24 protein-coding genes are annotated in these 26,801 nt (G+C 74.2%); 7 read left to right on the forward strand and 17 right to left on the reverse strand.

The window, feature by feature from the left end:
• Positions 1 to 6: 6 nt before the first annotated feature.
• On the reverse strand, positions 7 to 1,248 hold the full coding sequence (locus MicB006_RS12265) for a glycosyltransferase family 4 protein (protein WP_116506092.1): 1,242 nt from the start codon (positions 1,246 to 1,248) through the stop codon (positions 7 to 9).
• A gap of 144 nt (positions 1,249 to 1,392) precedes the next feature.
• Between MicB006_RS12265 and MicB006_RS12270 the strand changes: the two genes are divergently transcribed.
• Positions 1,393 to 1,947, forward strand: a complete 555-nt coding sequence (locus MicB006_RS12270; RefSeq protein WP_073828649.1) for a low molecular weight phosphatase family protein — start codon at positions 1,393 to 1,395, stop codon at positions 1,945 to 1,947.
• On the opposite strand, the gene MicB006_RS12275 is transcribed toward MicB006_RS12270, so the two are convergent.
• On the reverse strand, positions 1,928 to 3,379 hold the full coding sequence (locus MicB006_RS12275) for a polysaccharide biosynthesis tyrosine autokinase (protein WP_116506094.1): 1,452 nt from the start codon (positions 3,377 to 3,379) through the stop codon (positions 1,928 to 1,930). The two genes, MicB006_RS12270 and MicB006_RS12275, sit on opposite strands and share 20 nt — an antisense overlap.
• A 185-nt stretch (positions 3,380 to 3,564) precedes the next feature.
• Here MicB006_RS12275 and MicB006_RS12280 point away from each other — a divergent pair, with 185 nt between their 5' ends.
• Together MicB006_RS12280 and nhaA are read left to right on the forward strand one after the other, a co-directional pair.
• Positions 3,565 to 5,412: a polysaccharide biosynthesis protein gene (locus MicB006_RS12280; RefSeq protein ID WP_116506096.1), complete on the forward strand. Its 1,848-nt coding sequence runs from the start codon at positions 3,565 to 3,567 to the stop codon at positions 5,410 to 5,412.
• A 154-nt stretch (positions 5,413 to 5,566) separates the two neighbouring features.
• Complete coding sequence (nhaA, locus tag MicB006_RS12285) at positions 5,567 to 6,865, forward strand: Na+/H+ antiporter NhaA (RefSeq protein WP_116506098.1); 1,299 nt, start codon at positions 5,567 to 5,569, stop codon at positions 6,863 to 6,865.
• 55 nt (positions 6,866 to 6,920) lie between these two features.
• On the opposite strand, the gene MicB006_RS12290 is transcribed toward nhaA, so the two are convergent.
• The 7 genes from MicB006_RS12290 to MicB006_RS12320 form a co-directional block, all read right to left on the reverse strand.
• Entirely contained in the window at positions 6,921 to 7,508 is a 588-nt protein-coding gene (locus MicB006_RS12290; RefSeq protein WP_116506100.1) for a TMEM165/GDT1 family protein, read from the reverse strand.
• Between the two features lie 226 nt (positions 7,509 to 7,734).
• Positions 7,735 to 8,700, reverse strand: coding sequence for an L-histidine N(alpha)-methyltransferase (egtD, locus tag MicB006_RS12295; protein ID WP_116506102.1), 966 nt, complete (start codon positions 8,698 to 8,700; stop codon positions 7,735 to 7,737).
• A gap of 40 nt (positions 8,701 to 8,740) precedes the next feature.
• Complete coding sequence (egtC, locus tag MicB006_RS12300; RefSeq protein ID WP_116506104.1) at positions 8,741 to 9,487, reverse strand: ergothioneine biosynthesis protein EgtC; 747 nt, start codon at positions 9,485 to 9,487, stop codon at positions 8,741 to 8,743.
• A gap of 9 nt (positions 9,488 to 9,496) precedes the next feature.
• Positions 9,497 to 10,825, reverse strand: coding sequence for an ergothioneine biosynthesis protein EgtB (egtB, locus tag MicB006_RS12305; RefSeq protein ID WP_116506106.1), 1,329 nt, complete (start codon positions 10,823 to 10,825; stop codon positions 9,497 to 9,499).
• A complete protein-coding gene (gene egtA / locus MicB006_RS12310) occupies positions 10,822 to 12,057 on the reverse strand; it encodes an ergothioneine biosynthesis glutamate--cysteine ligase EgtA (RefSeq protein WP_116506108.1) in 1,236 nt (411 codons plus the stop codon). The genes egtB and egtA overlap by 4 nt, the downstream gene beginning before the upstream one ends.
• Positions 12,058 to 12,213: 156 nt before the next feature.
• Positions 12,214 to 12,939 (reverse strand): hypothetical protein, encoded by a 726-nt coding sequence (locus tag MicB006_RS12315; protein ID WP_225980713.1) that lies wholly within the window; start codon positions 12,937 to 12,939, stop codon positions 12,214 to 12,216.
• Between the two features lie 16 nt (positions 12,940 to 12,955).
• Positions 12,956 to 13,591 (reverse strand): RNA polymerase sigma factor, encoded by a 636-nt coding sequence (locus MicB006_RS12320; RefSeq protein ID WP_116506112.1) that lies wholly within the window; start codon positions 13,589 to 13,591, stop codon positions 12,956 to 12,958.
• 498 nt (positions 13,592 to 14,089) lie between these two features.
• Here MicB006_RS12320 and MicB006_RS12325 point away from each other — a divergent pair, with 498 nt between their 5' ends.
• Entirely contained in the window at positions 14,090 to 15,475 is a 1,386-nt protein-coding gene (locus tag MicB006_RS12325; protein ID WP_116506114.1) for a serine/threonine-protein kinase, read from the forward strand.
• Between the two features lie 225 nt (positions 15,476 to 15,700).
• Here MicB006_RS12325 and MicB006_RS12330 read toward each other — a convergent pair whose 3' ends face one another.
• Both MicB006_RS12330 and MicB006_RS12335 read right to left on the reverse strand, forming a co-directional pair.
• Positions 15,701 to 16,756 (reverse strand): IS110 family transposase, encoded by a 1,056-nt coding sequence (locus MicB006_RS12330; RefSeq protein WP_116505163.1) that lies wholly within the window; start codon positions 16,754 to 16,756, stop codon positions 15,701 to 15,703.
• Positions 16,757 to 16,999: 243 nt separating this feature from the next.
• Positions 17,000 to 17,695 (reverse strand): DUF305 domain-containing protein, encoded by a 696-nt coding sequence (locus MicB006_RS12335; protein WP_116506116.1) that lies wholly within the window; start codon positions 17,693 to 17,695, stop codon positions 17,000 to 17,002.
• A 138-nt stretch (positions 17,696 to 17,833) separates the two neighbouring features.
• Between MicB006_RS12335 and MicB006_RS12340 the strand changes: the two genes are divergently transcribed.
• Positions 17,834 to 19,285, forward strand: a complete 1,452-nt coding sequence (locus MicB006_RS12340) for an LVIVD repeat-containing protein (RefSeq protein WP_116511384.1) — start codon at positions 17,834 to 17,836, stop codon at positions 19,283 to 19,285.
• 111 nt (positions 19,286 to 19,396) lie between these two features.
• Positions 19,397 to 19,825 (forward strand): hypothetical protein, encoded by a 429-nt coding sequence (locus MicB006_RS12345; protein WP_225980714.1) that lies wholly within the window; start codon positions 19,397 to 19,399, stop codon positions 19,823 to 19,825.
• On the opposite strand, the gene MicB006_RS12350 is transcribed toward MicB006_RS12345, so the two are convergent.
• The gene (locus MicB006_RS12350) at positions 19,804 to 20,796 is read right to left on the reverse strand and encodes a carcinine hydrolase/isopenicillin-N N-acyltransferase family protein (protein ID WP_116506118.1); all 993 of its coding nucleotides are present in this window, start codon (positions 20,794 to 20,796) and stop codon (positions 19,804 to 19,806) included. The two genes, MicB006_RS12345 and MicB006_RS12350, sit on opposite strands and share 22 nt — an antisense overlap.
• A gap of 48 nt (positions 20,797 to 20,844) precedes the next feature.
• Positions 20,845 to 21,318, reverse strand: a complete 474-nt coding sequence (locus MicB006_RS12355; RefSeq protein WP_073828496.1) for a DUF1203 domain-containing protein — start codon at positions 21,316 to 21,318, stop codon at positions 20,845 to 20,847.
• A gap of 122 nt (positions 21,319 to 21,440) precedes the next feature.
• Here MicB006_RS12355 and MicB006_RS12360 point away from each other — a divergent pair, with 122 nt between their 5' ends.
• Positions 21,441 to 22,316, forward strand: coding sequence for a transglutaminase domain-containing protein (locus MicB006_RS12360; RefSeq protein ID WP_116506119.1), 876 nt, complete (start codon positions 21,441 to 21,443; stop codon positions 22,314 to 22,316).
• 7 nt (positions 22,317 to 22,323) lie between these two features.
• Here the strand turns inward: MicB006_RS12360 and MicB006_RS12365 are convergent, their stop codons facing one another.
• The 4 genes from MicB006_RS12365 to MicB006_RS12380 all read right to left on the reverse strand — a co-directional run bounded on the left by MicB006_RS12365 (position 22,324) and on the right by MicB006_RS12380 (position 26,775).
• A complete protein-coding gene (locus MicB006_RS12365) occupies positions 22,324 to 23,934 on the reverse strand; it encodes an asparagine synthetase B (RefSeq protein ID WP_116506121.1) in 1,611 nt (536 codons plus the stop codon).
• Positions 23,935 to 23,938: 4 nt separating this feature from the next.
• Entirely contained in the window at positions 23,939 to 24,898 is a 960-nt protein-coding gene (locus tag MicB006_RS12370) for a hypothetical protein (RefSeq protein ID WP_116506123.1), read from the reverse strand.
• A gap of 102 nt (positions 24,899 to 25,000) precedes the next feature.
• On the reverse strand, positions 25,001 to 25,795 hold the full coding sequence (locus MicB006_RS12375) for an isocitrate lyase/phosphoenolpyruvate mutase family protein (protein ID WP_116506125.1): 795 nt from the start codon (positions 25,793 to 25,795) through the stop codon (positions 25,001 to 25,003).
• Positions 25,792 to 26,775, reverse strand: a complete 984-nt coding sequence (locus tag MicB006_RS12380; protein WP_225980715.1) for a cytochrome P450 — start codon at positions 26,773 to 26,775, stop codon at positions 25,792 to 25,794. Before MicB006_RS12380 ends, MicB006_RS12375 begins: the two co-directional genes overlap by 4 nt.
• Positions 26,776 to 26,801: the final 26 nt, after the last annotated feature.

The following is a 26,801-nucleotide window of genomic DNA, read 5'->3' on the forward strand; positions in this document are numbered from 1 at the left end:
GTGCCTTTACATCGCTTCTGCGAGTTTTCCTCGGCTTGGCGCCATGCCCGCCGCCTCGTGCAGCAGGGCCTCGATCCGGTCCACGCCGGCCCGCATCGACATCTCCCGCAGGTACACGCCCCGGCCCCGCCTGCCCATGTCGATCCGGGCGGCCACCGGGATGGCGGCGGCCAGCCAGAAGCGGTCGGCGAGCGCGGCCCAGTCCTCCGGCGGGCAGGACAGCCCGGCACGGGCCCGCTCGACCAGCTCCGCCGTCTCCCCACCGGCGGAGGCGACCACCGGCGCGGCACAGGAGAGCGCGGCCTGGAGCTTGGCGGGCACGGTCCCCCGCAGCTCGGGCCGGTCGCGCTGCGCGACGAGCTGATAGTCCGCGGCCGCGTAGAGCTGCGGCATGTCCACGGCGGACCGCCGCTCCACGAACCGGACGTTGTCCGCGCCGAGGTCGGCGGCGAGCCCCCGCACCCGCCGCTCCTGCGGGCCGGAGCCGACCAGCACCAGGTCCATCCGGTCACCGAGCGCCGCCGCCGCGCGGACCGCCGTCTCCAGGCCCTGGCGCGCGCCGATCGTCCCGGCGTGCATCACCACGCAGCGGTCGTCCCGGCGGACCATCCGACGGACGGCCGGACCCGCCTGCGTCGGGCGGAAGATGCGCTCGTCGGTCCAGTTGAGCACCGTGCGCACCCGCGCCGGTTCGACCCCGCGGGCGCGAACCAGATCTCCCATGGACGGCGAGCTGACCGCCACCAGGGCCGCCTCCCGGTAGAGCCGGCGCGTGGCGGCCTCCAGCCGGGCCGGTTCCCGACGGCTCCGCTCCGGGTCCGGCTCGTACTCGGTCCAGACGTCCTGCACGTGCAGGACGGTGGGCGTACGGCCGAGCAGCCGCAGCAGCCCGGACGCCGCGAACGTGACCGCCGGGTGACCGAAGACGTAGAGCGCGTCGACGCCGCGCAGCAGGCCCGGCCCGGCGAGCGCGGCGCTGCCGGCGAAGGAGAGCCAGCTCGCGGTACGACCCCGGGGAGAGCCGTCGCCCCCGGCGTACCGGGGCACCCGGCGTACGGTCAGCCGCTCGCTGTGCGTCTGGTGCCGCCAGCGCTGCCGCCAGCCGGGATAGACGTGGCCACCCGGGTAGTCCGGGAACCCGGTGAGCACCCGCACGTCGTGGCCCCGGGCGACCAGCTCCTCGGCCAGGCTGCCCGGGACGAACGCCGGCTCCGGCGGGAAGTGGTAGGACAGGATGCCGATCCTCATGTCCACGCTCCCGGCGCGGCTTGCCGCACGGGCGCGCGGCGCGACGCGTACGATTCCGGCAACCCCTCTGCGTCCGGCCGCGACCGCCGGAAGAACGCCGTCGCGGCACTCTGCGCCGCGACCGTGCCGACGAGAGGGGTGCAGATGGTCGACGAGGTCCTCTTCGTCTGCCACGCGAACATGTGCCGGTCACCGATGGCGGAGTTCATCGCCCGCCGGATGCTGGCCGGCCTGCCGCTGGCGGTGGCCAGCGCGGGCACCGACGCGATCGACGGGGCGGCCATGCACCCGTACGCGGTCGAGGTGGCCGCCCGGACCGGCGCGGACCCGGCGGCCTTCCGCACCCGGCGGCTGCGCCCCGAGCACCTGACCGGCGCGGCGCTGGTGCTGACCGCGACCCGCCGCCAGCGCTCGGCCTGCACCGCGATGGCCCCGGCCACGCTGGCCCGGACGTTCACGCTCCGGCAGTTCGCCCGGCTGGCCACCGAGGCCCGGGCGGGCGAGGCGGAGGCGGGCACGCCGTTGCGGGCGGCGGTGTCGGCCGCCGTCCGCGCCCGGGGGCGGCTGCAACCCGCCGCCCCCGACGTGGACGACCTGCGCGACCCGATCGGCGGCTCGCCGGCCGACTTCCGGCGGTGCGCGGAGGAGATCGAGCGGTCGATCCGCCCCGTGCTCGCGCTCATCGCGACAGCCGGGTGAGTTCCTGCGTCCGGTCGCCCTTGACGGCCTTGGCGCCCCGGCGGGAGCCGGCCCGGTCGGCCGGCACCGAGGGCGCGGCCGGCGGCAGGACCACCTTGTACGCCTCGTACTGATAGGCGTCCGACTTGGCCACCTTGGCCATGTTGAGCACGCAGCCGAGCAGGCGCACCGAGACCGAGCTGAGCGCGTTCGCCGCCGCCGCCACCTGGCTGCGCGAGGTCCGGCCCTGCTGGGTGACCAGGAGCGCGCCGTCGGCCTGCACGGCCACCACCACGCCGTCGGTGACCGCCAGCAGCGGAGCGGTGTCGATCACCACGATGTCCGCCGAGTCCCGCAGCGCCACCAGCAGGTCCGCCATGGACTTCGAGCCGAGCAGCTCGCTCGGGTTGGGCGGGGTGGCGCCGCTGGGCAGCACCAGCAGGGACTTCTCACCCCAGCGCTGCACCACGTCACCGACCTGGACGTCGCCGACCAGCACGTCGGTGAGGCCGACGCCGCCGTCGAGGCCGAGGTAGTCGGCCACCTTCGGGCGGCGCAGGTCGGCGTCGATGAGCAGGACCCGCCAGCCCGCCTCGGCCAGCGCGATAGCGGTGTTGCAGGCCATCGTGGTCTTCCCCTCGCCCTGCAGCGCGCTCGTCACCGCGATGACCCGGGCCGGTTCGTGCACGTCCACGAAGCGCAGGTTGGTGCGCAGTTTGCGGACCGCCTCGGCCCGGGCGGAGGTGGCCGCCGCGCCGACGATCAGCGGCGCCGCCTTCGCGCCGGTCTCGTACGGGATCTCGCCGAGCAGCGGGCTGCCGGTCACCCGTTGCAGCGCGGCGCCGTCGCGCATCCGGACGTCGGCCAGCCCGCGCAGCACGGCCAGCGCGGCGCCGAGCAGCAGGCCCAGCAGACCGCCCATGACGAGGTTGCGCGTGGGCTGCGGGGAGACCGGGTTGGACGTCACCCGGGGACCGCTGACGACCTCGATCTTGATCGGCGGGGCCTTGCCGTCCGGCGGCGTCTCCACCTTGCGCACCAGCTCGGTGAACTTCGTCGCGAGCGTCTCGGTGGTCTTCAGCGCCCGGGTCTGGTCGGTGTCGGTGATCGTCGCCTTGAGCAGGACCGTGCCGGTGGTGCTGGCGGTACGGATCCGGTTGCGCACCTGGTCAGCGGTGAGGCCGAGCGGCGCGTCGGCCACCACGCTCTGCGCCAGCCGGTCGCTGGTGAGCAGGTCACCGTAGGACTTCACCCGCTGCTGGAGGAAGAGGCTGCCCTGGTAGGCGTCGGTGACCCCCTGGCTGGGCGTGGTGACGAAGAACGTCACCGAGGCCTCGTACCGAGGCGCTGTCCGGACCGTCACCAGCGCGGCGGTGCCCAGGGCGAGCATCACCGTCACCAACACGATCCACCAGTGGCGTCGGACCAGGCGCAGGTAGCCGAGAACGTCCATCACGCCCTCCCTCGCGACACGCCGGTCTGCCGATGAAACTGCACGAAAGCCCCCTAAAAACCCCAGTACCCGTGCCAGGATCGAATCGCCTATTCACGACGTTACGTGACTGGACGAATGTAAACGACCGAACAGGCATAGAAGGTCTAATCCTTTCAATCCGGATAGGACACAGAGGGCAGCCCATGGATCGTGAAGCCAGCACAGCAGTGCGACCGCACCGCCGGATCACCCACCGCGCCGCCACCCTTTCCCTGTTAACGCTGGACACGGCCGCGTGGTGCGGAGGTTTTCTCGGCGCCGCCTGGACCCGGTACGAGTTCGACCTGACCGCCGCCGCCACCGCCCGCACGCTCGGCCTGGCGCTGGCCTGCGCCGCGCTGTACGCCGCGCTCACGCTGCTCCGCTCCCGGATCTACGGCCGGTACCCGATCGGCAGCTCCGGTGACGCGCAAGGGCTGGCCGTCACCGTCGCGATCGTCGCGGCGGTCGGCGCCCTCGCCGTGATGCCGTGGACGCGGCATCCGGTCCCGGCCAGCACGCCGCTCGTCGGCGGCGCGGTGGCGCTGGTGGTGATGGCGGCCGCCCGCGGGCTCTGGCGGGCGCGCGCCGACCGCCGGCCACCGGCCGCACGGCACGCCGAGCGCTGCCTGGTCTACGGAGTGGACGCCGCCAGCGAGCGGCTCGTCCGGGTGCTGCTGCAGGATCCCGACAGCAGCTACCGGCCGGTCGGCCTGCTCGACGACGCGCCCGACAGCCGCGGCCTGCGGCTGGAGGGACTGCGCGTGCTGGGCGGCCGCGAGCAGGTCGGCGACGCCGTCCGGGCCACCGGGGCGAACATGGTCATCTTCTCGATGAGCGGCTCGGACCGGCAGCTGCTGCGCGACGTGCGCACCCGCACCCTGGAGGCCGGCGCGGCGTTCAAGGTGCTGCCGCCGGTGCGCGAACTGCTCGACCGGCCGGTCGCCGCCACCGACGTACGCGACGTCCAGCTCACCGATCTGCTGGGCCGGGCGCACCGGGTGGCGGAGCTGAGCGTGGAGCGGGGCGGGCTGGCCGGCCGGCGGGTGCTGGTGACCGGCGCGGGCGGCTCGATCGGCTCGGAGCTGTGCCGGCAGATCGCCCGCTGCGAGCCGGACGAGCTGATGATGCTCGACCGGGACGAGTCGGCGCTGCACGCGCTGCAGATGTCGCTGCACGGGCGGGCGCTGCTGGACGGGCCGGAGCTGATCCTGGCCGACATCCGCGACGCCGAGGGCATCGCCCGGGTGATCGCCGACCGGCAGCCCGACGTGGTGTTCCACGCCGCCGCGCTGAAGCACCTGACGCTGCTCCAGCGCCATCCCGGCGAGGCCATCAAGACCAACATCCTGGGTACGATCAACGTGCTGGAGGCGTGCCGGGACGTCGCCGAGTTCGTCAACATCTCCACCGACAAGGCGGCCAACCCGGCGAGCGTCCTCGGCTACTCCAAGCGGATCACCGAGCGGCTCACCGCGTACCACGCGCAGCGGCTCAACGGCACCTACCTCAGCGTCCGGTTCGGCAACGTCCTCAGCAGCCGCGGGTCGGTGCTCACCGCGTTCCAGGCGCAGATCCGCGCCGGCGTGCCGGTCACCGTCACCCACCCCGAAGTCACCCGTTACTTCATGACCGTCCAGGAGGCGGTGCACCTGGTGCTCCAGGCCGCGACCCTCGGCCGGGGCGGCGAGGCGCTGGTGCTCGACATGGGCGAACCGGTCCGGATCGCGGACGTGGCGCGCCGGCTCGCCGCCGAGGCGGACCGGCCCGTGGAGATCGTCTTCACCGGGCTGCGACCCGGCGAGAAGCTGCACGAGCACCTGTTCGGCGCGGACGAGGTGGACACCCGCCCGCTGCATCCGCTGATCTCCCACGTCCCGGTGCCGGAACTGGATCCGGACGAGGTGCGGACGCTGGACCCGTACGCCGACCCGGACGAGCTGATCAAGCGGCTGGCGACGCTCTGCGAACCGGCCGGCGCCGCCCTGCCGGCGCTGCCCGGCCAGCGCTGACCCGGGCCGGTGGGGCGCCCGCCCACGAGATGGGACGAGCGTCCCACCGGCCCGGCTCGCCGCCGGTCCCGGCGGCCGTTAGGGTTGATCCCGGTGTGCCGGGAAGCCTGGTCGGCGATGGATTTGCCGACCCCAGCTCCCGAACGGACGCCGCATGACCCACACCCCGCCACCGTCGCGCCTGCTCTCCCGCCGCTCCTGGCCGGAGGCCCGGTTCCTGGCCGACGTGCTGCGCACCGAGACGGTCGGCGGCGCCCTGCTGCTGCTCGGCGCCGTGGTCGCCCTGGTCTGGGCCAACTCGCCGTGGCGCGCGGGGTACGCGGAACTGAGCCACTGGGTGCCCTGGCCCGGCGGCGCCGGACTGCACCTCGACCTCAGCCTGCGCACCTGGGCCGCCGACGGGTTGCTGGCGATCTTCTTCTTCGTGGTGGGCCTCGAGCTCAAGCGCGAGTTCGTCGCCGGTGACCTGCGTGACCCCCGCCGGGCCGCGCTGCCGGTGATCGCGGCCCTCGGCGGCATGGTCGCGCCCGCGCTGATCTACCTGGCGGTGACGCTCAGCGCCGGCGGCGCCGGACTGCGCGGCTGGGCGATCCCCACCGCCACCGACATCGCGTTCGCCCTCGCCGTGCTCGCCGTGGTCAGCTCCCACCTGCCGCAGGGGCTGCGCGCGTTCCTGCTCACGCTTGCCGTGGTGGACGACCTCTTCGCGATCACCATCATCGCGGTGTTCTACACCGCCGACTTCCACCCGCTGCCGCTGCTCGGCGCGCTGCTGCCGATCGCCGCGTTCGGGTTGCTCGTGCAACGGCGCCGCACCTGGTGGTGGGCGCTGATCCCGCTCGCAGTGACCGCCTGGGCGCTCGTGCACGCCTCCGGCGTGCACGCCACGGTGGCGGGCGTGCTGCTCGGCTTCACGGTGCCCGTGCTGCGCGGGCGCGACGGCTCACCCGGCCTGGCCGAGCGGCTGGAGCACCGGTGGCGGCCGGTCTCCGCCGGCCTGGCCGTACCGGTCTTCGCCTTCTTCGCCGCCGGGGTGACCCTGGTCGGCGTGGACGTGGGTGGCGTGCTGAGCAACCCGGTGGTGCTCGCGGTGGTCGCCGGCCTCGTGCTGGGCAAGGTCGTCGGCGTGTTCGGCTCGACCTACCTGCTCGCCCGGTTCACCCGGGCCGAACTGGACGAGGAGATCACCTGGGCCGACCTGCTCGGGCTGGCGCTGCTGGCCGGTATCGGCTTCACCGTGTCGCTGCTCATCGGCGAGCTCGCGTTCGGCGCGGGCAGCCCGGAGGAGGACGGCGTCAAGGTGGCGGTGCTGCTCGGCTCGCTGACCTCCGCCCTGCTCGCCTCGGTGGTGCTGGTCCGCCGCAACCGGGTCTACCGCCGGATCAGCGAACGGGAGAACCGGGACGCCGACGGTGACGGCGTCCCGGACGTCTACCAGGGCGGCACCGCCTGACCTGCGTCGCGCCGGCCGTCCCCGCGGGGAGGACGGCCGGCGCGACGCGGGCGGCTCAGTTCAGCTCCGTCACCGCCTCGAAGATCAGCCACAGGCCGCAGATGGCGAACAGCACTGCGGCGCCGTAGCGGATCGCCCGTTCCGGCAGGTGCCGGCCGAGCATCCGGCCCACCAGGATCGCCAGCGCGTCCGCGGCGACCATGCCGAGGGTCGACCCGAGCCAGGTGCCGAACCAGCCGTACTTGGTGGCGAGCGTGATGGTGGCGAGCATGGTCTTGTCACCCAGCTCGGCCAGGAAGAACGCCACACCGACCGCGAGGATCGCCGACCGGTTGCTGCGCTCGGCCTTGCGCTTCTCCGCCTCGGTGAGCTTGTCGCCGCGCAGCGTCCACGCGCCGAAGCCGAGGAACGCCAGGCCGGCGATGAGCGAGATCCATCCGGTGGGCAGCGCGGCGTTCAGGCCGTACCCGATGGCCACCGAGGCCAGGTGCACGATCGCGGTGGCGATCGTGATGCCGATGAGCACCGGTACCGTCTTGAACCGGGTGGCGAACGTGAGTGCCATGAGCTGCGACTTGTCGCCCAGCTCCGCAACGAAGATCACGCCGAAGCTGACCACCAGCGCGACGAGGAAACCCTCCATGTGAACCTTCCCGATCAAGCCGGGAGGAGGAACGGGGGCGCCCTCGACCCGGCTGCGACAGCCTGAGTCGAAGGTCTCGCCCGCCCCGGGAACCGGGGCCGCGTGGCCGGATGCGGAACGCACCAGTGTGTCGACCACGACATTGGGGGCTACTCCCCTTCGCGCCGCCAGCCTAACCGATCACCCGCAGCGCCCGTCAGCGGGTGTGGCCCGGACCACCCGGACCTCAGTCGGCCCGGGCCAGGCTCACCCCGAACAGCCCGTCCGGGTCGGTCCAGAACGCCTGCCTGTCGAACCCGGCGGCGGCCAGCGCGGCAGCGATCCCCTCCGGCCGGAACTTGGCGGACACCTCGGTGCGCAGCTCCTCGCCGGCGGCGAACACGACGTCGATGTCCAGCACCCGCACCCGGGTCGGGCGCTCCGCGCGCAGCCGCATCTCGATCCACTCCCGCGCCGGGTCCCAGACCGCCACGTGCCGGAACGCGCCGAGGTCGAAGTCCGCACCCAGCTCCCGGTTGATCACCCGGAGCACGTTGCGGTTGAACTCGGCGGTCACGCCGGCCGCGTCGTCGTACGCGGGCACGATCACGGCCGGATCCTTGACCAGGTCGGTGCCGATCAGCAGCCAGTCGCCGGTCTCCAGCGCCGCGCGCATGGCGGTGAGGAATCCGGCCCGCTCCACCGGCAGCAGGTTGCCGATGGTGCCGCCGAGGAACGCCACCAGGCGCCGGCCGCCGGTGGGCAGCCGGTCCAGGTGGCGGGTGAAGTCGCCGACGATCCCCCGCACCCGCAGCCCCGGGTACGCGGCGGCGATCTGCTCGGTGGACGACCGCAGCGCGCTCACCGACACGTCCAGCGGCACGAACGTGCCCAGGTCGCCGTGCCGGGTGAAGGCGTCCAGCAGCAGCCGGGTCTTCTCCGACGAGCCCGACCCCAGTTCGATGAGCGTCTTCGCGCCGGTCATGGCGACGACGTCGTCGGCGTGCGCGGCGAGCACGGCCCGCTCGGCCCGGGTCGGGTAGTACTCCGGCAGGCGGGTGATCTCCTCGAACAGCTCGCTGCCCCGGGCGTCGTAGAACCACTTCGGCGGCAGCCACTTCGGCGTCGCGGTCAGCCCCACCCGTACGTCCTCGCGCAGGCCCCGGTCGAGGTCCCGCTCCTCCAGGTGGATCTCCAGCGGCTCCGCGCTCATCAGGTGTCCTCTCTGTCCTGCCGGTGGATGGGGAAGATGGTCAGGCCGCGGTCAGCTCCCGGACGTCGAACCCGCCCGGGGAGGCCACCACGAGCCGGCCGTCCGGCACCGCCTGCCAGGCCGGGTCGTCGTCGAACGGCTCGGACGCCAGCAGCACCGAGTCCGGGCCGCGACGCGCCGACAGCGCGTGGCCGGCCGTGCTCGCCACGACTGTCGTACCGTCGGTGAGCAGCAGATTCAGCCGCGATCCGGGAGCGGCTGCGGCGACCGCCGCCACGGTGTCCGCGACCGCCTCGCCCGGCGGCGCCCCGGCGCGCAGCCGGTGCCGGACCAGCGCCCACAGCAGCGCCGAGTCGGTCGGCACGTCGAGCGTGATCAGGTCGCGCACGGGCAGGCCGGCGGCGAGCGGGACCAGGCTGTCCGGCCAGCCCCGCACCACGCCGTTGTGGCTGAACAGCCACCGCCCCTCGGCGAACGGCGCCGCCGCCGTCTCGTGCAGCGGCATGCCGACGGTGGCGGACCGGACCGCCGCCAGCACCGCCCCCGCCCGCGTCACGGCGGCCAGCTCCGGCAACGTGGTGTCGCTCCACATCGGCTGGGCCCGCCGGTACCGGACCGGGTCGCCGTCGTCCGGGTACCAGGCGACGCCGAAGCCGTCGGCGTTGATGGTGCCGCCGCCACGCATGTCACGCGGCGCCCACGACTGGCGCAGCAGGCCGTACGGCGGGTCGGACAGCAGGCTGCGCAGCAGCACGGGTGGACCGAGGTACGCGAGGTGACGGCACATCAGGCCGGCTCACTCCTCTTCGCCGGCGTCACGGGCGCAGCGGAAACCGCTGAAGATCTGCCGCCGGATCGGGTAGTCCCAGTTGCGGAACGTGCCCCGGCAGGCGGACCGGTCGGTGCCGAACGAGCCGCCCCGCAGCACCCGGTGGTCGTCACCGAAGAAGACCTCCGAGTACTCCCGGTACGGGAACGCGGTGAAGCCCGGGTGGCCCCGGAACGGCGACGAGGTCCACTCCCACACGTCGCCGACGAGCTGGTGCACGCCCAGCGGCGACGCGCCCGCCGGGTACGCGCCCACCGGCGCCGGCCACAGATGCCGCTGGCCCAGGTTGGCGTGCTCGGCGCCCGGGTCCTCGTCGCCCCACGGGTAGCGGCGGGACCGGCCGGTCGCCGGGTCCCAGCGGGCCGCCTTCTCCCACTCCGCCTCGGTGGGCAGCCGCTTGCCGGCCCACGCCGCGTACGCCTGCGCCTCGTACCAGCAGACGTGCACCACCGGCTCGTCGTCGCGGACCGCCGACCAGCGGCCGAACCGGCGGTACGCCCAGCCGTCGCCGTCGCGCCGCCAGTGCATCGGCGCGCTCAGGTCGGCCTCGGTCCGGTGCCGCCAGCCGGCCTCGCTCCACCAGCGCGGCTCGTCGTACCCGCCGTCGGCGATGAACGCCCGGTACTGCCCGTTGGTCACCGGGGCGGCGTCGATGAGGTACGCGGGCAGGTCGACTGTGTGCGCCGGGCGCTCGTTGTCCAGCGCCCACGGGTCGGTGGAGGTGCCCATGGTGAACGGCCCGGCCGGCACCCGTACCTCACCGCCGACCCGGGCCCGGGGCTCCGGCGGGGGCGGCGCGTGCAGCACCGGCGGGCCGGCCCGCAGCTGGTGGGTGGCGAGCATGGTCTCGTCGTGCTGCTGCTCGTGCTGCACGATCATGCCGAACGCGAACCCGTCGGCGACGAGGGGACGCTCGGTGAAGCGGATGCCGTCGAGCAGGTCGAACACCTTGTCCCGCACCGTACGCACGTAGGCGCGCGCCTCGCCCGGCGGCAGCAGCGGCAGCGCCGGGCGGTCCTTGCGGGGCTGCTTGAACGCGTCGTAGAGGTCGTCGATGTCGTGGCGCACCGGTTCGCGTCCGCCGACGTCGCGGACCAGCCACAGCTCCTCCTGGTTGCCGACGTGCGCCAGGTCCCAGACCAGCGGCGACATCAGTGTGGAGTGCTGCCGGACCAGATCGTCGTCGTCCACCGCGTCGGTGAGCGACGCGGTGCGGGCGCGGGTCCGCTCCAGCTCCGCGGCGATCCGGTCGCGCAGTCGTTCGGCGTCAGTGCCCGGTCGGTCGGTGGTGGTCACCGGTGTCCCCTCTCCGTGGCGGCGCGGCGCCGCCGGATCGCTCGGTGGGTCTCCTCGTGGATGGCGGGCGGCAGGTCGAGCCGGGGCAGAGCCGTCAGGGCCAGGTCGAACAGCGCCGCCGCGGCGGTCGCCAGCGGGCGTTCGGCCAGTCCGCACCGGGCCGCCGCGCGCCACCGGTCGGCCACCGGCGCGGCCGCCGCCAGCGCGTCGCGGGTGGTCGCCGGGTCGGCGAAGAGCGCGGCCAGGACCACCAGCGGCACTGTCCACTCCGCGCCGGGCTGGGCGTCCAGGTAGCGCAGCTCCAGGTAGCCGCGCGGGCGTACCGGCGGGAACAGCGTGCTGACGTGGTATTCCAGGTCGTCGGTGGTGGGCGGGCGGGGCAGCGCGCCGGCCAGCCAGTCGGCGAACGTGACGTCCGGCGGCGCGGTCCAGTCGGGGCCGTCGCCGCGTACGCAGAGCAGCGGCGCATCGAGCGCGTACCCGGTCCAGGCGGCCACCGGATCCTCGTCGGCGCGGGCCGCCGACCACACCGGGCGGGTCCGGGCCGGGTCGATGGCGAGCCAGGTGGCCATCCGGGCGGAGGCCCAGCCGGTGGCCCGGCCCGCGTGCCGGCCGGCGGTGGCGAAGGCGGCCAGCAGCGGCGGGGCGACGGCGTGCGCGGCGGCCCACCGCAGCGCGAGGTGCTCCGGCTCGCCCGCGTCGAGGCAGACCTGGAGCCCGGCCGTGCTGTACATCATCGCCCGCCCCGCCGGGCCGCGCCGGTCGAAGGCGCACCGCATGGCCCGGTAGCGGGGGGTTTCCACGACAGGTCGCGGCAGGCGCCAGGGGTCGATCCCGCTGCGGCCGAGCACCAGTCCGGCGGCGTCCAGCCGGGCCCGCAGCTCGGCGACGTCGGCCTCGGTGGCCAGGACGAGCGCGCCGACAGTCGGTCGCGGCGCTGCGGAGATCTCCACCTGCCCGCCGGGCTCCACGGTCACGGCGCTCGCGCGCCGGAGCTCGTCGGCCGGGCTGGTGGGGTCGAGCGTCACGGGGCTGTGCCGCCCCAGTGCCTTGCGTAGTCGCTCGCGGTCGACCGGCCGGGCCGGGTCCGCGGCGTCGTGCACGGTCCATTCCAGTTCGACGCCGACGAGCGTGGGTGGTCCGGTCTTGAAGCAGATCCGGGCGAGGTGGCCCCGGGCCGCCTGCTCGTCGCCCAGGACGACGGCGCGGTCCAGGTCCGGCGACATCACCATGGGGTGGCTCCTCCTCGGCGACGGGCGACCACGGTGTGGCGACGCGCCCGGCCCAGCCGGCGCGGGACGCCGTCCCACCATCCTCTGTCTAACAGACGTGATCCGCTTGCCCGGAGAGATGAATTTTTGTCCGGAATCTGATTGCGGCCCCGGCGCTCAGTCGTCCTCGTCCCGGTCGCCGTCCTCGGCTGCCGGGGTCTCCTCGGGCTCGCCCACCAGATCCCGGCAGTAGCTCTCCACGTGCTCGGGTCCGCCGGCGGCGGTCACCAGGTCGGCGAAGCCGGGCCTGGTCAGCGCCTTCTCCCGCTGCCGCTCCGACTTGACCAGGTATGCGCGGCAGTGGGCGGCGAGACTGTTGCCCGGCGCCGAGGGCGCGGGCGGCGCGACCGGGGCGCTGCGCGCCGGCGTCGGCGTCACGTCGCGGGTCGGCGGGGACGCCGCGCCCGACGCCTCGCCGGCCGGCGTGCTCGGCGCCGGCCGCGACGGCCCGGTGGCGGTGGGGCCGGTGGTGCCCGGGCCGCTCGTCGCCGGCGCCGGCGGGATCACCGGGTCGGGGTGGCGGTCCAGTTGGACGGCGGCGAAGGCCACCCCGGCGACCGCTGTGGCGGCCAGCCCGGACAGCGCGGCGGCGATCCGCAGGCGCCGGCGCGGCCGGGTCGCGGGCGCGGACACCGGCGCGGGCGTCGCGCGGGCGGCCCGGAAGGCGGCGACCGCCTGGTCCTCGCCGGCGACCTCGCCGGCGGTGGCCGGACCGGCCGCGGCCGACAGCAGCCGGGTCAGCGGGTCGGCCTCCGCCCCCGGTGGCGTCCCGGCGCGCGCGGCGTCGAGCAGGCGATCGGATTCCGCCCGGTCGCCGGGCCCGCCGGACCGGCGAGCGTGCATGCCGTCTCCCCTCACGTCAGCCCTCCGCCGGCTCGGCCTCGGGCGCGTGCGGCACCTGGCGGTCGGTACGGGGACGCGGCGCGACGGCGTACCGGGTGTCCTCCGGGACGCCGTCCGCCGCGGAGCGCTCCAGCATGGCGGCCAGCCGGCGCAGGCCCCGGTGCGCGGCGGTGCGCACCGCACCGGCCCGCCGGCCCAGCACCCGCCCGGCGGTCTCCGCGTCGAGGCCGATGACGGCCCGCAGCATCACCGCCTCCGCCTCGGCCGCGGGCAGCGTACGGATCAGGGCCAGCGCGCTCTCGGTGGCGATGGCCTCACCGGCCCGGTCGGCGGTGTCCGCGTCGGCGGCCAGGTCGTTGAGCGCCTGCACCGGCACCGGGACCGACGGACGCCGCCGCTGGCGGCGCAGATGGTCCATGGCCCGGTTGCGGGCGATCGTGACCGCCCAGGCGCGGAACTCGCCACCGGTGAAGGAGGGCAGGTCGCGGGAGATCTGGAGCCACGCCTCGGAGGCCACGTCCTCGGCGTCGGCGCCGACGAGAGCGGTCAGGTAGCGCAGCAGAGCGGGCTGCAGGCTGCGGTAGAGGAACCGGAACGCCTCCTCGTCGCCGGCCTGCGCCGCGGTGACGGCCTCGTTCAGCTCGGCCGTCACGGTCGCCGTCCGGCCCGGGTCGCGTCCGGGTGCCGGGCGCGCCGGGGAGCCAGTGGCCACACCGCCATCCGCACTCGCCCCCCCGGTGAGTTGATCTCGCATGCGCACAACGACGCGTTGCGCCATGGACACTGCCGCGCGTCACGGGCGTCGGCGGACATACCGTACCGACGGCCCGGGGCGGCCGGGAGCCGGGCCGACGGCTAGGAAACCTCGGGCGCTCCGGCAAGACGTGGGGGGCCGGAGAAACAGAGAGAAATGTCTACGCCCGCCGGCGGCGTGTCGGGGTAACGCGACACACGGGATCGACGCTGTCCGGCGCGCGAGCGCGCCCGGTCGCGCCGGGCGGGCAGCGCCCTGGTGTTCCCATTCTGGCCGATCGTGCCGATCCGGTCACGGTGCGCCGATCGGCGTCCCGGCTGGTGGACGGCCCCGCTGAACGCTTTCGATAGGTCGCCGAGATCGCGGGAAATACTTCGGGCCTGCTGTGGGTACGGTATGGGGGTGCTGTCCTCCGACGTCGTACTCAGCGGTCGGTACCGCCTGGAAGACCGTGTCGCCACCGGCGGCATGGGCGACGTCTGGCGTGCCACCGACCTGGTCCTCGGTCGCCCGGTCGCGGTGAAGGTGCTTCTTCCCGCCCTGGTGTCCGACCCCGACTTCATCGCCCGTTTCCGTTCCGAGGCGCGGATCATGGCCTCGCTGCGCCACCCCGGCGTGGTCCAGGTCTTCGACTGCGGCGAGGACGAGCTGCCCAGCGGCGGCCGGGCCGACTACCTGGTGATGGAGTTCGTCGCCGGTGAGCCGCTGTCGCGGCGGATCGAGGACGCCGGGTGCCTCGAGGTCGCCGAGACCATGTCGATCGTGGCCCAGGTGGCGCAGGCGCTGCACGCGGCGCACGGGCGCGGCATCGTGCACCGCGACGTGAAGCCGAGCAATCTGCTGGTGCAGGACGACGGCACCGTGGTGCTCGTCGACTTCGGGGTGGCCCGCTCGACCAACGTCACGAGCATCACCAGCACCAACGCGGTGCCCGGCACCGCCCTCTACATGGCGCCGGAGCAGGCCGCCGGCCGGCCCGTCTCGGGCGCCACCGACGTGTACGCGCTCGGCGCGGTCGCCTACTGCTGCCTCACCGGCAGCCCGCCGTTCACCGGTGACAACCCGCTCCAGGTGGCCGTACGCCATCTCGACGACGAACCGCCGGAGCTGCCGGCGGAGATCCCGGCGTCGGTGCGGGAGCTGGTCTCCCGGGCGCTGGCCAAGGACCCGGCCGACCGCTACCCGACCGCCGCGGCGATGGCCGACGCGGCCCGGGCCGCGCGTACCGACTCGCCGACCGCGACTGTCGCGCTGCGCGGCGCGGCGAGCCCGGCGCGGTCCCGCGACGACCAGCCGGCGGTCCGCCCGGGTGCCGCGGTGGCGACGTCGCGGCGGCGGAGCCGGCGCGGCACGCTCGTCGGGGCGCTGGGCGCGGTGCTGGTGGCGATGGGCGCGCTGGGCGCGCTCGTGGCCGCCGCGAACGACACCGCCGAGCCGGCCACGAAGATCGACTCGACACCCCCCGCGGTGGCGCCGAGCGACCCGGTCGCGGACCCGGTCGTCGACGAGCCCTCGCCGGGCGACGAGTACACCTTCCGTCCGGTGGGTCCGGGCGACCGGCCGTCGGCCACGCCCTCGGTGACGCCGAGCGCCTCGGCGGTCCCGTCGGCGCAGCCGAGCGTCAGCGAGGAGCCGGCGCCCACCGGCGCGCCGACCACCACGCCGCCCAGCGCGCCGGCGACGACGGCACCCACCACTCCGCCGGCACCCGACCCCACCACCGCCGACCCCGGCACCGGCGGCGGCGGTGACACCGGCGGGCAGCCGGCCACCCAGCCCTGACCCACCACGCACCACGAGCCGGCCCCGCCCAGGGCAGGACGAGGGTGACGTCCCCGCGGCGACCGCCGTCGGGTGGGTACGCCGGAAGAACACCGCCACCGCCACCAGGCCGACCGCGAACGCCCCGGTGATCATGAGGTTGACGGACGTCGCCGTCCGATTTGTCGCCGCCAACCTCATGATCACCCCGGACGGGCGGGGTGTCGGGGGATGCTCCTATAGAAGTCAAGCGGTGTTGAGGGTGGTGAAGTCGGCGAGGAGGGCGGTGTGGATCTCGCGGACGATGTAGCGCTTGAGGCAGCGCATGATTTCTTTCTTGTTGAGTCCTTGTTTGGTGCGTTTGTCGACGTAGGCGCGGGTGCGGGGGTCGTGGCGCATGCGGACCAGGGCGATGGTGTGCAGGGCTGAGTTGGCGGCTCTGTCGCCGCCTCGGTTGAGGCGGTGTCGGTCGGTGCGTCCTGAGCTGGCGGGGATGGGTGCGGCGCCGCAGAGGTGGGCCAGGGCGGCTTCGGAGCGCAGCCGGTCGGGGTTGTCGCCGGCGGTGGTCAGGAGTTGACCGGCGACGTCGGTGCCGACGCCGTGGACGGCGTTCAGGTGTGGGGCGGTGCGGGCGACGGCGGGTCGTAGTCGCCGGTCGGCGTGGGTGATCTCGGCGGTCAGGGCCTGGATCCGGGCGGCGATGGCGGCCAGGGCGGCTTTGGTGGCCTCGACGGGATCGGTGAGTCGGGTCTCGTCGACGATTAGCGCGGCGCACCGGTCGACCAGTGGTGCTTGCGGGTGGCTGAGGTCGTGGCGCAGAGACTCCGGCGCGGAGGCGAGCAGACCGTGGAGCTGGTTGAGCGCGGCGGTGCGGGCCTTCATCGCGCCGCGGCGGGCCACCCGCAGAGCGCGGATGGCCTCGACCGGGCCAGTGCGGGTCTTCGGGGTGCCGCTGGCCTGTCCGGACAGGGCCGCCCTGGCCGCGGCAAGCGCGTCGAGAGGATCGGACTTGCCCTTGGCGCGGCGGGCGCGCCGGTCCGGGCGGTCGACCTCGACCACCGTGACGCTCTGCGCGGTGAGATGGCGGGCCAAGCCCGCGCCGTAGGTGCCGGTGCCCTCCACCCCGACCTTGATCACCTGACCGAACCGGCGTAGCCAGGCCAGGAGTTGCCGGTAGCCCGACGCCGAAGCGGGAAATTCCTGGTCGCCCAGTACCCGGCCGGCACCATCGATGGCGGCGGCGTGATGAGTTTTGCCGTGAGTGTCGACGCCGCCTGTGACCTGACGCTTCTTGGCTGCCATGCTGAAACCGTCGTCCCTTTCGCTTGCACCGAACAGGGTCGGCACGCACCGCCGGGACGGGCGGACAGGACAGTGACGGGACCTCTTGCACAGGCTCCTATCAGGTCACGAACGCCCAGCAGGTGAGTGCAGGAACGGGTCACCCGGACAAGCCGACGAATCCCCTAGAAGACACCCAAGGTCAGTCAGAGGGTGAGTCAGACCGGCCGGGTGACCCGCTCCCACATCATCACTGTCAGGGGGTCAGGGGGTCAGCAGGGCTCGCATGCGGGTGATCTCGGCGGACTGCTCGACGGCCACCCCGGTGGCGAACTCCTGCATGGCCTGGTCGGCGCCGACCTTCAGCAGGTCGGTGGACATCACGATCGCGCCCTGGTGGTGGTCGGTCATCATCCGCACGAACATCCGGTCGAACGCCGCGCCCTTCGCGTCCGCGAGCTGCCGTATCGCCTCGGCGGACTGCATCCCGCGCATGCTGCCGTGGTCGTGGCCCGGCACGTCGGCGGGCAGGTCGCGGGTGCTGAGCCAGGCACGCAGCAGGCCGACCTCCGGCCCCTGGGCGGCGCGGATCCGCTCGGCCACGGCGCGGATGCGGGGATCGGCAGCGCGGTCGGGGGCGAGCGTCGCCATCTCCAGGGCCTGCTCGTGGTGTGGGATCATCATCCGGACGTACCAGACGTCGAGGCTGTTCCACCGGGGTGTCGACGCTCCCCGCACCTGATCGGGCGCGCGGGTGGCGGCCGACTCCCCCGGACGGCCGGGGACCAGCAGCGGCGGCGCCGAGGTGGTGGCGCTCGGGCTCGGCGCGCCCGTCGCGGCGTTCCCCGCCGCCGCCTCGGGCCGGGTGTCGTCGCGCCCGGCGAGCGCCAGCCCGCCGATCACCACGAGCATGACGAGCGCTGTGACGCCCACCCACACGCGCGCTTGCCGGCTGGTCATACGACGCCTCCTCCGGTCAAGGTGAAGGCGATCCTATACATAGATAAAAGTTCCCCAGTGTGACCGGGGTCACATTGATGACGGTCTCCAATAGGTAAGGTTTGGCGAATCATCATCCCCTTTCGAAGGGTGTTGCCGGTGATCAGCCTCCGCACGTCCCGCACCCGCATCATCAGTCTCGCCGCCGCCGGCCTGCTGCTCGCCGGCGTGGTCGCCGCGCCGCCGAGCAGCGCCCAGGAGATCCCCGGCCCCCAGGCCGCGCCGGCCACCGTGGACAGCGCCGTCCCCGGTGTCGACGAGATCTCCAGCAGCCCCAACCTGCGGCAGGTGGCCAACCTGCCGAAGCAGGCGCCGTTCGACACCACCGCCGCGCTCGGCACCGACATCGCCTTCCAGGGGCGGTACGCGTTCGTCGGCAACTACGACGGGTTCGTCATCTACGACATCCTGCGGCCGAGCCGCCCGACGATCGTGTCGCAGGTGCTCTGCCCCGGCTCGCAGAACGACATCTCCGTTCACGGCGACCTGCTCTTCCTGTCCACCGACTCCTCCCGCAGTGACGACTCCTGCGCCAGCACCAGCCAGCCGGCGTCGGTGAAGGAGTCCTGGGAGGGCATCAAGATCTTCGACATCCGCGACAAGCGCAACCCGCGCTACATCAAGTCGGTCGAGACGGCGTGCGGCTCGCACACCCACACACTCGTGCCCGGCAAGGACAAGCGCAACGTCTACCTGTACGTCTCGTCGTACAGCCCGCGGGCCGAGTTCCCGGACTGCCAGCCGCCGCACGACTCCATCTCCATCGTCAAGGTGCCGGTGAAGAGCCCCACCACGGCCTCGGTGGTCGCCACGCCGAACCTGTTCCCGGACGGCGGCTACCCGGGCATCCCGGGCCAGACGTCGGCCACCACCGGCTGCCACGACATCACCGCGTACCCGGCGAAGGACCTGGCCGCCGGCGCGTGCATGGGTGACGGCATCCTGCTGGACATCAAGAACCGTGAGGCGCCCCGGGTGATCGAGCGGGTGACCGACGCCGAGAACTTCGCTTTCTGGCACTCGGCCACGTTCAACAACTCCGGCACCAAGGTCGTCTTCACCGACGAGCTGGGCGGCGGCGGCGCGGCCACCTGCAACGAGGTGGTCGGCCCGAAGCGCGGCGCGGACGCCATCTACGACATCACCGGCCGCGGCGACGCCCGCAAGCTGGAGTTCCGCAGCTACTACAAGATCCCGCGCGCCAACACCGACACGGAGAACTGCGTGGCCCACAACGGCTCGCTGATCCCGGTGCCCGGCCGCGACATCATGGTGCAGGCGTGGTACCAGGGCGGCATCTCGGTGTGGGACTTCACCGACTCCCGCAAGCCGACCGAGATCGCCTACTGGGAGCGCGGTCCGCTGGACGCCTCGCAGCTGCGTACCGGCGGGTCCTGGTCGGCGTACTGGTACAACGGCCACATCTACTCCAGCGACATCCAGAAGGGACTGGACGTGCTGGAGCTGCGTGACCCGCGGACCTGGCTGGCGCAGTTCCTGCTGGTGCCCGAGCTGAACGTGCAGACCCAGGCGGGCTACCTGAGCTGGTGACCCGCTGACCGTCCCGGGCCCGGCGCTCCCCTCGCGGGGACGCCGGGCCCGGCGCGTGCGGCGGCCCGGAAACCCCTGGCCGCACCGGCCGCCGCGGGCCATCCTGTCTGCGTGAAGCGGTACGTGAGCGACCCGCTCGACGGCGCCGACGTCGTGCTCGTCGGGCTCTTCCCGGCCAGGGACAAGGACTACGAGGCCCGCCTCGACCGGCTCGCCGTCGTGGCCGAGGAGCGCGGCGCCCGGGTGGTGGGCCGGTTCGCGCAACGTCGAGGCGTCTCCGACCGGTGGCACGCGCGTCCCGGCGGAGCTACCCGGATGTCCCAGCCGTTCTCCCGCCGGACGCTGCTGACGCACGGCAGGGTCCGCGAGATCGCCGAGGTGTGCCGGGAGGCCGGCGTCGACGCGGCCGTCTTCGTGAACACCCTTACACCGGTTCAGCGGACCGTGCTCGCCGACCTGCTGGGCTGCCTCGTGATCAGCGGCGACGACCTCGGCCGGAGCGGTCCACCCGGCCCGGATCAGCTCATCGGCAGGCGGTAGTCGCGCGTGCCGCCACCGGCCGTGACCACCCGCACCTCGCCGCTGCGCAGCCCGTACGTGACCGACCAGCGGGTGTGCGACTGGCGTACCGCGTTCAGCAGCCGCAGCGCCCCGGGCGCGTCGACCACCCCACCGGTCCGGTCCAGTTCCTTCGCCAGCACCCCGTACCGGCGGTCCTGGCGCAGTTCCCGGTCCGGCACCCCGACGGCCGGCACGTTCGTCAGCGCCTGCCACGGGCCGCTGCGCCGGTCCACTGTCATCTTCCCGTCGACGAACTCCACCACCGCGGACGCGCCTGTCGCGTCGGCCAGCAGGTAGTGCAGCGGCGGCCCGCCGTCGAAGTCCAGGTTGTAGCGCTTGAACACGGCGACCGCCTCGTCCACTGTGGCGGCCGAGTCGAGCACCAGGCGCAGGATGCGCACCGATCCCACCTTCGGCAGGCCGGGCACCGGCTCGGCGCGCGCCCCGTCGTCGGCGGCCAGCCCGACCGCGAGACCCCGCTCGTTCATGCCGTCGAACGGCAGCAGCGGCGCGTCGAGCAGCCGCCGGTCCCCGGTCGGGTCGGCGGCCACGCCCAGGTAGGAGATGTCGACCAGCGAGATCGAGGCGTACCCGTCCGGCGGGTCGGTGCGCAGCACCAGCGCGGGGTTCGGCTCCCAGTCGAAGTTGCGGGCGAACACCGGCCGCTCCCGGTCGCCGAGCGCGGCGAACAGCGAGCAGCCGAACGGGCTCGGCGGCGTCGACCCGGCCAGCCCGGCGGTCGGGTCGTAGTCGCCGTCGTACGTCATCTCGTACATCGGCAGGTCGTCGACCTTGCGGAGGCTGGCCAGCGTCCGCTCGACCTGCCCCGGGTCCTGCCGCGAGGCGGTCGGCGAGCCGGCCGCGGCCGGCGGGTCGGACCGGCGGCTCTCCCCGCAGGCCGTGCCGAGCAGGAGCAACGCGAGCCCGCCGGCGATGAGGGTCCTCCGCATGACAGCGACGCTAGAAGAGGCGTCCGCCGATGTCCATCCGGGACCCGGTCAGCTCCGCACGACAGCGAACATCCAGCAGCCGTACACGACGTTGCGGCTGTGCAGCAGGTCCACCGCCGGGTCGGCGAACAGCTCCGCGATCACCGCCTCCGGGTCGCCGCCGTCGTGTCGCCGTCCGCCCACGATGCGGCCCCGGCTGTCGTACGCGCGCAGCACCTGCTCCCGTCCGCGCCACGGGGACGGGTACGCCGTCACGTCGTCCGGGCCGGCGCAGCCGGCGGCGTGCGCGAACACCGGCCCCACCTCGCGGTACGGGCTCGGCGGCAGCGGCGGGGCGTAGCCGAACAGCAGCAGCGCCTCGTCGGGCCGGGCGTCGCGCAGGCAGCAGCGCAGCGGCTCGCCGCCGGTGGCGCGCCGGTGCTCGGGCGGCTGCCCGGTGGCGTCGCGGCCGGTACGGCGCAGCTCGGCGAGTGTGCCGGCGGGCAGCGGGCGGATCCGGAATGCGGTGCGGGTGGTCGTCACGGTCCCAGCCTGGCGCGGCCCGGACCACGGCGCTGGCGGTGATCGGACCTGGCATTCGGGTGTCGTGAGATTGAGCGCGGAACGGGCACCCGTCGGCCGCCTCCCGCGCCGACAATGGCCGGATGGACGTCGACGACTACCGCGCCCACTCCCCCTACAGCGATCCCCGACAACACGCGGCGCTGCTCGACGCCGTACCGGCCGACCTGCCGACAGTCGCGGCGACCGCCCGCAACGTGATCATCCACTACCGCGCCGGCGGCGTGGAGCTGCCGGACGTCCGCCAGGCCGAGGTGAACCTGCGCTGGATGGACCGCATCCTCGACGCCGACCAGTCCCGGTTCCCGCTGCCGCTGACCGCCGAGCGCCCGGCCGCCGAGCGGGTCGCCGGCTGCTGCCGGGACCACACGCTGCTCACGGTCGCGGCGCTGCGCCAGCACGGCATCCCGGCCCGCAGCCGGGTCGGCTTCGTGAGCTACTTCGAGCCCGGCTGGCACCACGACCACGTGCTCGCCGAGTGGTGGAACGGCGAGCGCTGGGTCTGGTCCGACCCGGAGCTGGACCCGGCCGGCGACCAGCCGTTCGACGGCTACGACATCGACCCGGAGGCGGGGCACTTCGAGTCGGCGGCCCGGGTGTGGCTGGCGTACCGGGCGGGCCGGATCGACCCGGACACCTACGGCGTGGACCCGTCGCTGCCGATCCGGGGCGACTGGCTCATCCACGACTACGTGCTGCTGGAGCTGGCCCACCGGCACAAGGACGAGGTGCTGCTCTGGGACGAGTTCGGGGCGATGACCGAGGACCTGACCGCCGCCGATCTTCCGCTCGTCGATGAGGTCGCCACGCTGCTGGTGGCCGCCGACCGCGGCGACGCCGCCGCCGAGCGGGAGCTGACCCGGCGGTACGCCTCGGACACCCGGTTGCGTCCGGGGCCGACGGTCCACTGCGCCGACCCGGTCTCCGGCGTGACCGCCGACGTGGACCTGCGGCGCTGACCCGGGCTCACCCGGGCAGGGGCGCCTCGTCGCCTCGGGTACGGCGCGGGTTGACCAGCCGCCGGACCATCGGCGCGGCGTTCCACCGGGCCGCGCCGACCAGGTCCCGGGCGTGTTCCAGCACCGTGTAGTCGGGCCGGGCCATGCCCTCGGCGATGGCCCGGTCGAGGTCGTTGCCGCACCGGGTGAGCACGCTGTCGAAGTCCCGCCGGACCGGTTCCAGCAGGTCGTAGCCGAAGGAGCGGTGCAGCCGGGCGAACAGTGGCTTGTAGAGGCGGGTCCGCTCGTGCAGGCCCGACGAGTACGACATCGGGTTCTTCGGCCGCTGCCGGACGTAGCCGGGCAGCAGATCGGCGAAGGCCTGCCGGACGATCCACTTCTCCTGCCCGTCGCGCAGCTTGAGGTCCAGCGGCAGCCGCATGGCCAGCTCGACGACGCTGAGGTCGAGGAACGGCACCCGCGCCTCCACGCCGTGCGCCATGCTGGCCCGGTCCACCCGTTGCAGCTCGGTCCGGCACAGGTTGCGGATCTTGTGCAGGAACAGCCGGCGGGACCGCTCCGGTCCGACCTGGTGGTACATCGGATATCCGCCGAACAGCTCGTCGGAGCCGTCGCCGGTGAGCACCACCCGTACGCCCAGCTCGCGCAGCCGCCGGAAGATCGGCACCGAGACGACGGCGTTGATGATGTCGCCGTACTCGGTCAGCTCGGAGACCCGGATCGCCTCGCGTACGTCGGCCAGCCGGATGTCGCGCGGGCGCAGCTCGATCACCTCGTGCGGCACCCCGAGGTCGGCGGCGAGCCGCCGGGCGTACGCGACGTCCGGGCTCTCCGGCACGCCGACGGTGACCGCCACGCAGTCCGGGTGCAGTTCCCGGGCGTGCAGCAGCGCCAGCGAGCTGTCCAGGCCGCCGGAGAGCACCACACCGACGGTGAGGTCGGTGTCCAGCCGGGCCCGCATCGCGTCGGTGAGCGCGACGCGGACCAGCAGGGCCGCCTCGTCCGGGTCGTCGATCACCGGCAGGCCGTCGCCGAGGGTCAGCAGGTCGACGTGCGGACGCGGCCGGACCGGCCCGCCGGGTTCGACCCAGCCGTGATGCCCGGGCGCCACCTCGCTGATCGGCGCGCCGTGCCCGACCAGCGCCTTGACCTCGGAGGCGAGGTGCAGGCAGCCGGGCAGGCGGGACCAGTACAGGGGCTTGACCCCGAGCGGGTCCCGGGCCAGGTACGCCCGCCCGCTGTCCCGCTCGACGATCACGAACGCGTACTCCCCGCGCAGCCGGCGTACCGCGTTCTCGCCCCACTGGCGGAATGCGGTCAGCACCACCTCGGTGTCGCCGGTGGTGCGGAACTCGTGACCGAGCCGGGTCAGCTCGGCACGCAGCTCGTGGTGGTTGAAGATCTCGCCGTTGAAGCAGAGCAGGTGCCGCTCGTCCGGCGACATCCACGGCTGGACGGACCGCTCCCGGTCCACGATCTTCAGGCGCCGTACGCCGGCCAGCAGGCCGTTCTCCTGGCGGGTCTCGGTGACCTCACCGCGCGGCGCGAGCGCGGCGAGCATCCGGCGGAAGGTGGCCGGGTCGGCCTCGGGGCCGATGCTCAGCGCGATGCCGCACACCGGCTCACACCCCCATCTCGGCCTCGTACGCCCGCCGGTAGCGGCGGCGGGCGTCCGGGGCGAGACACACGTGCCAGGCCTGTCCCTCGTCGACCACGTTCACCTCGCCGGCGTCCTGGCGGGCCAGCAGCAGTCCGGCGAGGGCCGAACGGGCGTCGAAGCGCTCGTACCACTCCAGTTCGACGTCGGCGGCCCAGCCGAGGCAGTGCCCGCTGGGCACCATCGCGGCGTACCCCAGGCGGCGCAGCCGGTACTGGTGCTCGGCGCTGCGGGCCAGGCTGGTCACCCAGAGCGGCGGCGTGCCGTCCGGTGCGACGGCCGCGAACTCCCGGGCCAGGTCGTTGAGGAACGCGATCATCTCGCGGCGGGCCCGGCGGAACAGCAGACCGGCGGTTCGCGGGGTGGCGTCCGGTAGCAGCCGCCGCCGCACCGCGCGCAGGCCCCGCCCCACGACCGTGGCGGCCTGCTCCTGATAGCGGAACTCGATCAGCCCGCGCCGGCGCAGCCACTCCAGGTCGACCAGTTCGGCGCTGGTGCGGACCTGGTCGTCGGTGAGGAACGTCGGGGCGTCCCGCCACCAGAGCACGTCGACGCGGGACAGCAGGTAGATCCGTACCAGCGCGGTGAGGTCCTGCGCCGAGCTGCGCGCGTTGGGCTGGTAGCGGGCCATTTCGAGGAGCAGCGTCTCGCGGGCCCCGATCAGCCCCTGGGGTGTGGCGTCGAGGACGGCGGCGATGGCGGGCTCGCGCAGCCGCTGGTCGAGGAGCACCTGGCGCGCGGTGGCCGACGGCGCGTCGGCGAGCGCGCCCACCTCGACCAGGAGGTCCGCCACCGCCGCCCGGTACGCGGACAGGTCCGGTACGGCGTCGCCGCGCCGGCCGGCGGCGGGCACCCGGCGGGCGGGAGCGGTGGACGTGGCGGCGGGACCGGGCTGGCGACCGGGGCTGCGGCTGGGCACTCGCATGGTCTCCGTCCCCTCTCGGTCGGGACACGGCGTGACGTGATCTGCGCACACCGTAATTACCGAAGGGGGAGAGAATCTCCCATTTCTGCCGAAGGCGCCCGATCAGGTGGCGAACCGCCGTGTCCGTTCCTGCACCTCGTCGTATCCGGGCGGCGCCGGCAGTCCCGCGTCGCGCCCGGCGGCGATCGCGTCCGCGAGGTGCAGCGCCGCGCCGAGGGCCGCCCGGAACAGCAGCGAGCCGGTGCTCACCCGGGCCGCGCCGAGCCGGCCCAGGGCGGCCGGATCCGGGCCGCCCGGCCGGTACAGCACGTTCACCGGCAACCCCGCCTCGGCCGCCAGGACGCCCACCAGGTCGTCTGGTACGCCGGGCACGAACAGGCCGTCCGCGCCGGCCGCACGGAACGCCGCCGCCCGCCGCCGCGCCTCGTCCAGCGGCGACGGCACGTTCAGCCACCAGGCGTCGGTGCGGGCGTTGACGAAGATCCCCGGGACGGCCGCGCGGACCGCCGCGATCGTGGCGGCGACGTGCTCAGCCGGGGCCAGGCGCCCGTCCGGGCGGCCGTCCTCCAGGTTCACACCGACCACGCCGAGGGCGGCCAGCTCGCCGACGTAACGCGCCACCTCGGCCGGGTCGTCGTGGAAGCCGTCCTCGATGTCGACGGTGAGCAGCGCCGGCAGGCGCCGCAGCCGGTACGCCAGCTCCAGCGTCTCGGCCCGGGTCGCGCGGACCGCGTCGGGCCGGCCGGCGGCCGCCGCGACGCCCAGGCTCGTCGTGCCGATCGCCGGGAATCCCCGGGCGGCGAGCGCCGCGGCGGACGCGTGGTCCCAGGCGTTCGGTAGCAGCAGCGGGTCGCCGGGCCGGTGCAGGTCACGGAACGCGCGGTACCTGTCGGTCATCGCAGGGTCACCTCCAGCCGGCCGGTCGGGAGCGGTCCGGTCGCGCCGCAGCGTCGGCGCAGCACGCCGACCACACCGGCGGCCAGGGCGAGCGCGTGCCGCTGCCCGGGGCAGGCGCGGGGACCGGTGCCGAAGGTCAGCGCCGCGCCCGTCGGATCGGCGCGGAACCGGCCGGGCTCCGGGAAGACGGCCGGGTCGCGGTTGGCGGCGTCGAACCGGAGCAGCAGCCGCTCCCCTGCCCGTACCGCCTGGCCGCCGAGACTCAGCGCGTCCGTGGTGACCCGGCGGGTGACCCGTACCGGTGGATCGAGGCGCAGCACCTCGGCGAGCAACGCGGCAGTGCCGAGTTCGTCCGGCGCGCCGAGCCCGTGCCGGACGGCCGCGCCGATCAGCCCGGCGGTGGCGTCGGCGGCCTGCACCAGCAGCCCGAGGAGGTTCGCTGTCGTCTCGGCCGGAGCCGGCGGGGACATCGCCAGCAGCGCCGCCACCGCCCGGTCCGCCCGCGAGACCGCCGCCGGGCCCGCGCCCGGATGGTAGGCGGCGGCCACCGCGGACACCTCCGCGACGGCCGCCGCCGGATCGGCCAGGCCGAGCCGCTGCGCCAGCACCTCGACGGGTACGCGTCGAGCCAGCTCGCCCGTCACGTCCACGACGTCCTCGCGTGCCATGCCGTCGAGGATCTGCCCGGTCAGCCGCGCGGCGGCGAGGCTCAGGTCCGACGGGTCGAGGGCGTCGAGCGCGGCCGTCCCGAGGGCGCGGCGCGCGGCGTGCTCGTCCGGTGGGCTGAACCGGCTCACCGTTCCGCGCAGCCATGCCAACGTGCCCGCCGCTCCGGCCGGCGCCGCCGGCACCACGCAGCGGCTGTCGGTCAGGGCGGCGACGACGTCCGCGTACCGGGTGACCACCCAGCCGTCGTCGCCGGGAGCCGGTGGTCCGCAGGGCGGGGTGCCCGGAGCAGCAGTGATCGTCGGTAGTCGCATCGCCCGACCGTATGGCGCGAACGGTT

The sequence above is a fragment of the Micromonospora sp. B006 genome (assembly GCF_003408515.1).
Lineage (GTDB): Bacteria > Actinomycetota > Actinomycetes > Mycobacteriales > Micromonosporaceae > Micromonospora > Micromonospora echinospora_A.

Excerpts from the sequence above, each read along its gene's own strand:
- MicB006_RS12325 (WP_116506114.1), top strand. The coding sequence starts at position 14,090 with ATGGGGGTGCTGTCCTCCGACGTCGTACTCAGCGGTCGGTACCGCCTG.
- MicB006_RS12375 (WP_116506125.1), bottom strand. The coding sequence starts at position 25,795 with ATGACCGACAGGTACCGCGCGTTCCGTGACCTGCACCGGCCCGGCGAC.
- MicB006_RS12350 (WP_116506118.1), bottom strand. The coding sequence starts at position 20,796 with ATGCGGAGGACCCTCATCGCCGGCGGGCTCGCGTTGCTCCTGCTCGGC.
- MicB006_RS12315 (WP_225980713.1), bottom strand. The coding sequence starts at position 12,939 with ATGCACGCTCGCCGGTCCGGCGGGCCCGGCGACCGGGCGGAATCCGAT.
- MicB006_RS12290 (WP_116506100.1), bottom strand. The coding sequence starts at position 7,508 with ATGGAGGGTTTCCTCGTCGCGCTGGTGGTCAGCTTCGGCGTGATCTTC.
- MicB006_RS12335 (WP_116506116.1), bottom strand. The coding sequence starts at position 17,695 with ATGACCAGCCGGCAAGCGCGCGTGTGGGTGGGCGTCACAGCGCTCGTC.
- MicB006_RS12380 (WP_225980715.1), bottom strand. The coding sequence starts at position 26,775 with ATGCGACTACCGACGATCACTGCTGCTCCGGGCACCCCGCCCTGCGGA.
- MicB006_RS12280 (WP_116506096.1), top strand. The coding sequence starts at position 3,565 with ATGGATCGTGAAGCCAGCACAGCAGTGCGACCGCACCGCCGGATCACC.
- MicB006_RS12360 (WP_116506119.1), top strand. The coding sequence starts at position 21,441 with ATGGACGTCGACGACTACCGCGCCCACTCCCCCTACAGCGATCCCCGA.
- MicB006_RS12270 (WP_073828649.1), top strand. The coding sequence starts at position 1,393 with ATGGTCGACGAGGTCCTCTTCGTCTGCCACGCGAACATGTGCCGGTCA.
- egtA (WP_116506108.1), bottom strand. The coding sequence starts at position 12,057 with ATGGTGATGTCGCCGGACCTGGACCGCGCCGTCGTCCTGGGCGACGAG.
- egtD (WP_116506102.1), bottom strand. The coding sequence starts at position 8,700 with ATGAGCGCGGAGCCGCTGGAGATCCACCTGGAGGAGCGGGACCTCGAC.
- nhaA (WP_116506098.1), top strand. The coding sequence starts at position 5,567 with ATGACCCACACCCCGCCACCGTCGCGCCTGCTCTCCCGCCGCTCCTGG.
- MicB006_RS12370 (WP_116506123.1), bottom strand. The coding sequence starts at position 24,898 with ATGCGAGTGCCCAGCCGCAGCCCCGGTCGCCAGCCCGGTCCCGCCGCC.
- egtC (WP_116506104.1), bottom strand. The coding sequence starts at position 9,487 with ATGTGCCGTCACCTCGCGTACCTCGGTCCACCCGTGCTGCTGCGCAGC.
- MicB006_RS12330 (WP_116505163.1), bottom strand. The coding sequence starts at position 16,756 with ATGGCAGCCAAGAAGCGTCAGGTCACAGGCGGCGTCGACACTCACGGC.
- MicB006_RS12275 (WP_116506094.1), bottom strand. The coding sequence starts at position 3,379 with ATGGACGTTCTCGGCTACCTGCGCCTGGTCCGACGCCACTGGTGGATC.
- MicB006_RS12265 (WP_116506092.1), bottom strand. The coding sequence starts at position 1,248 with ATGAGGATCGGCATCCTGTCCTACCACTTCCCGCCGGAGCCGGCGTTC.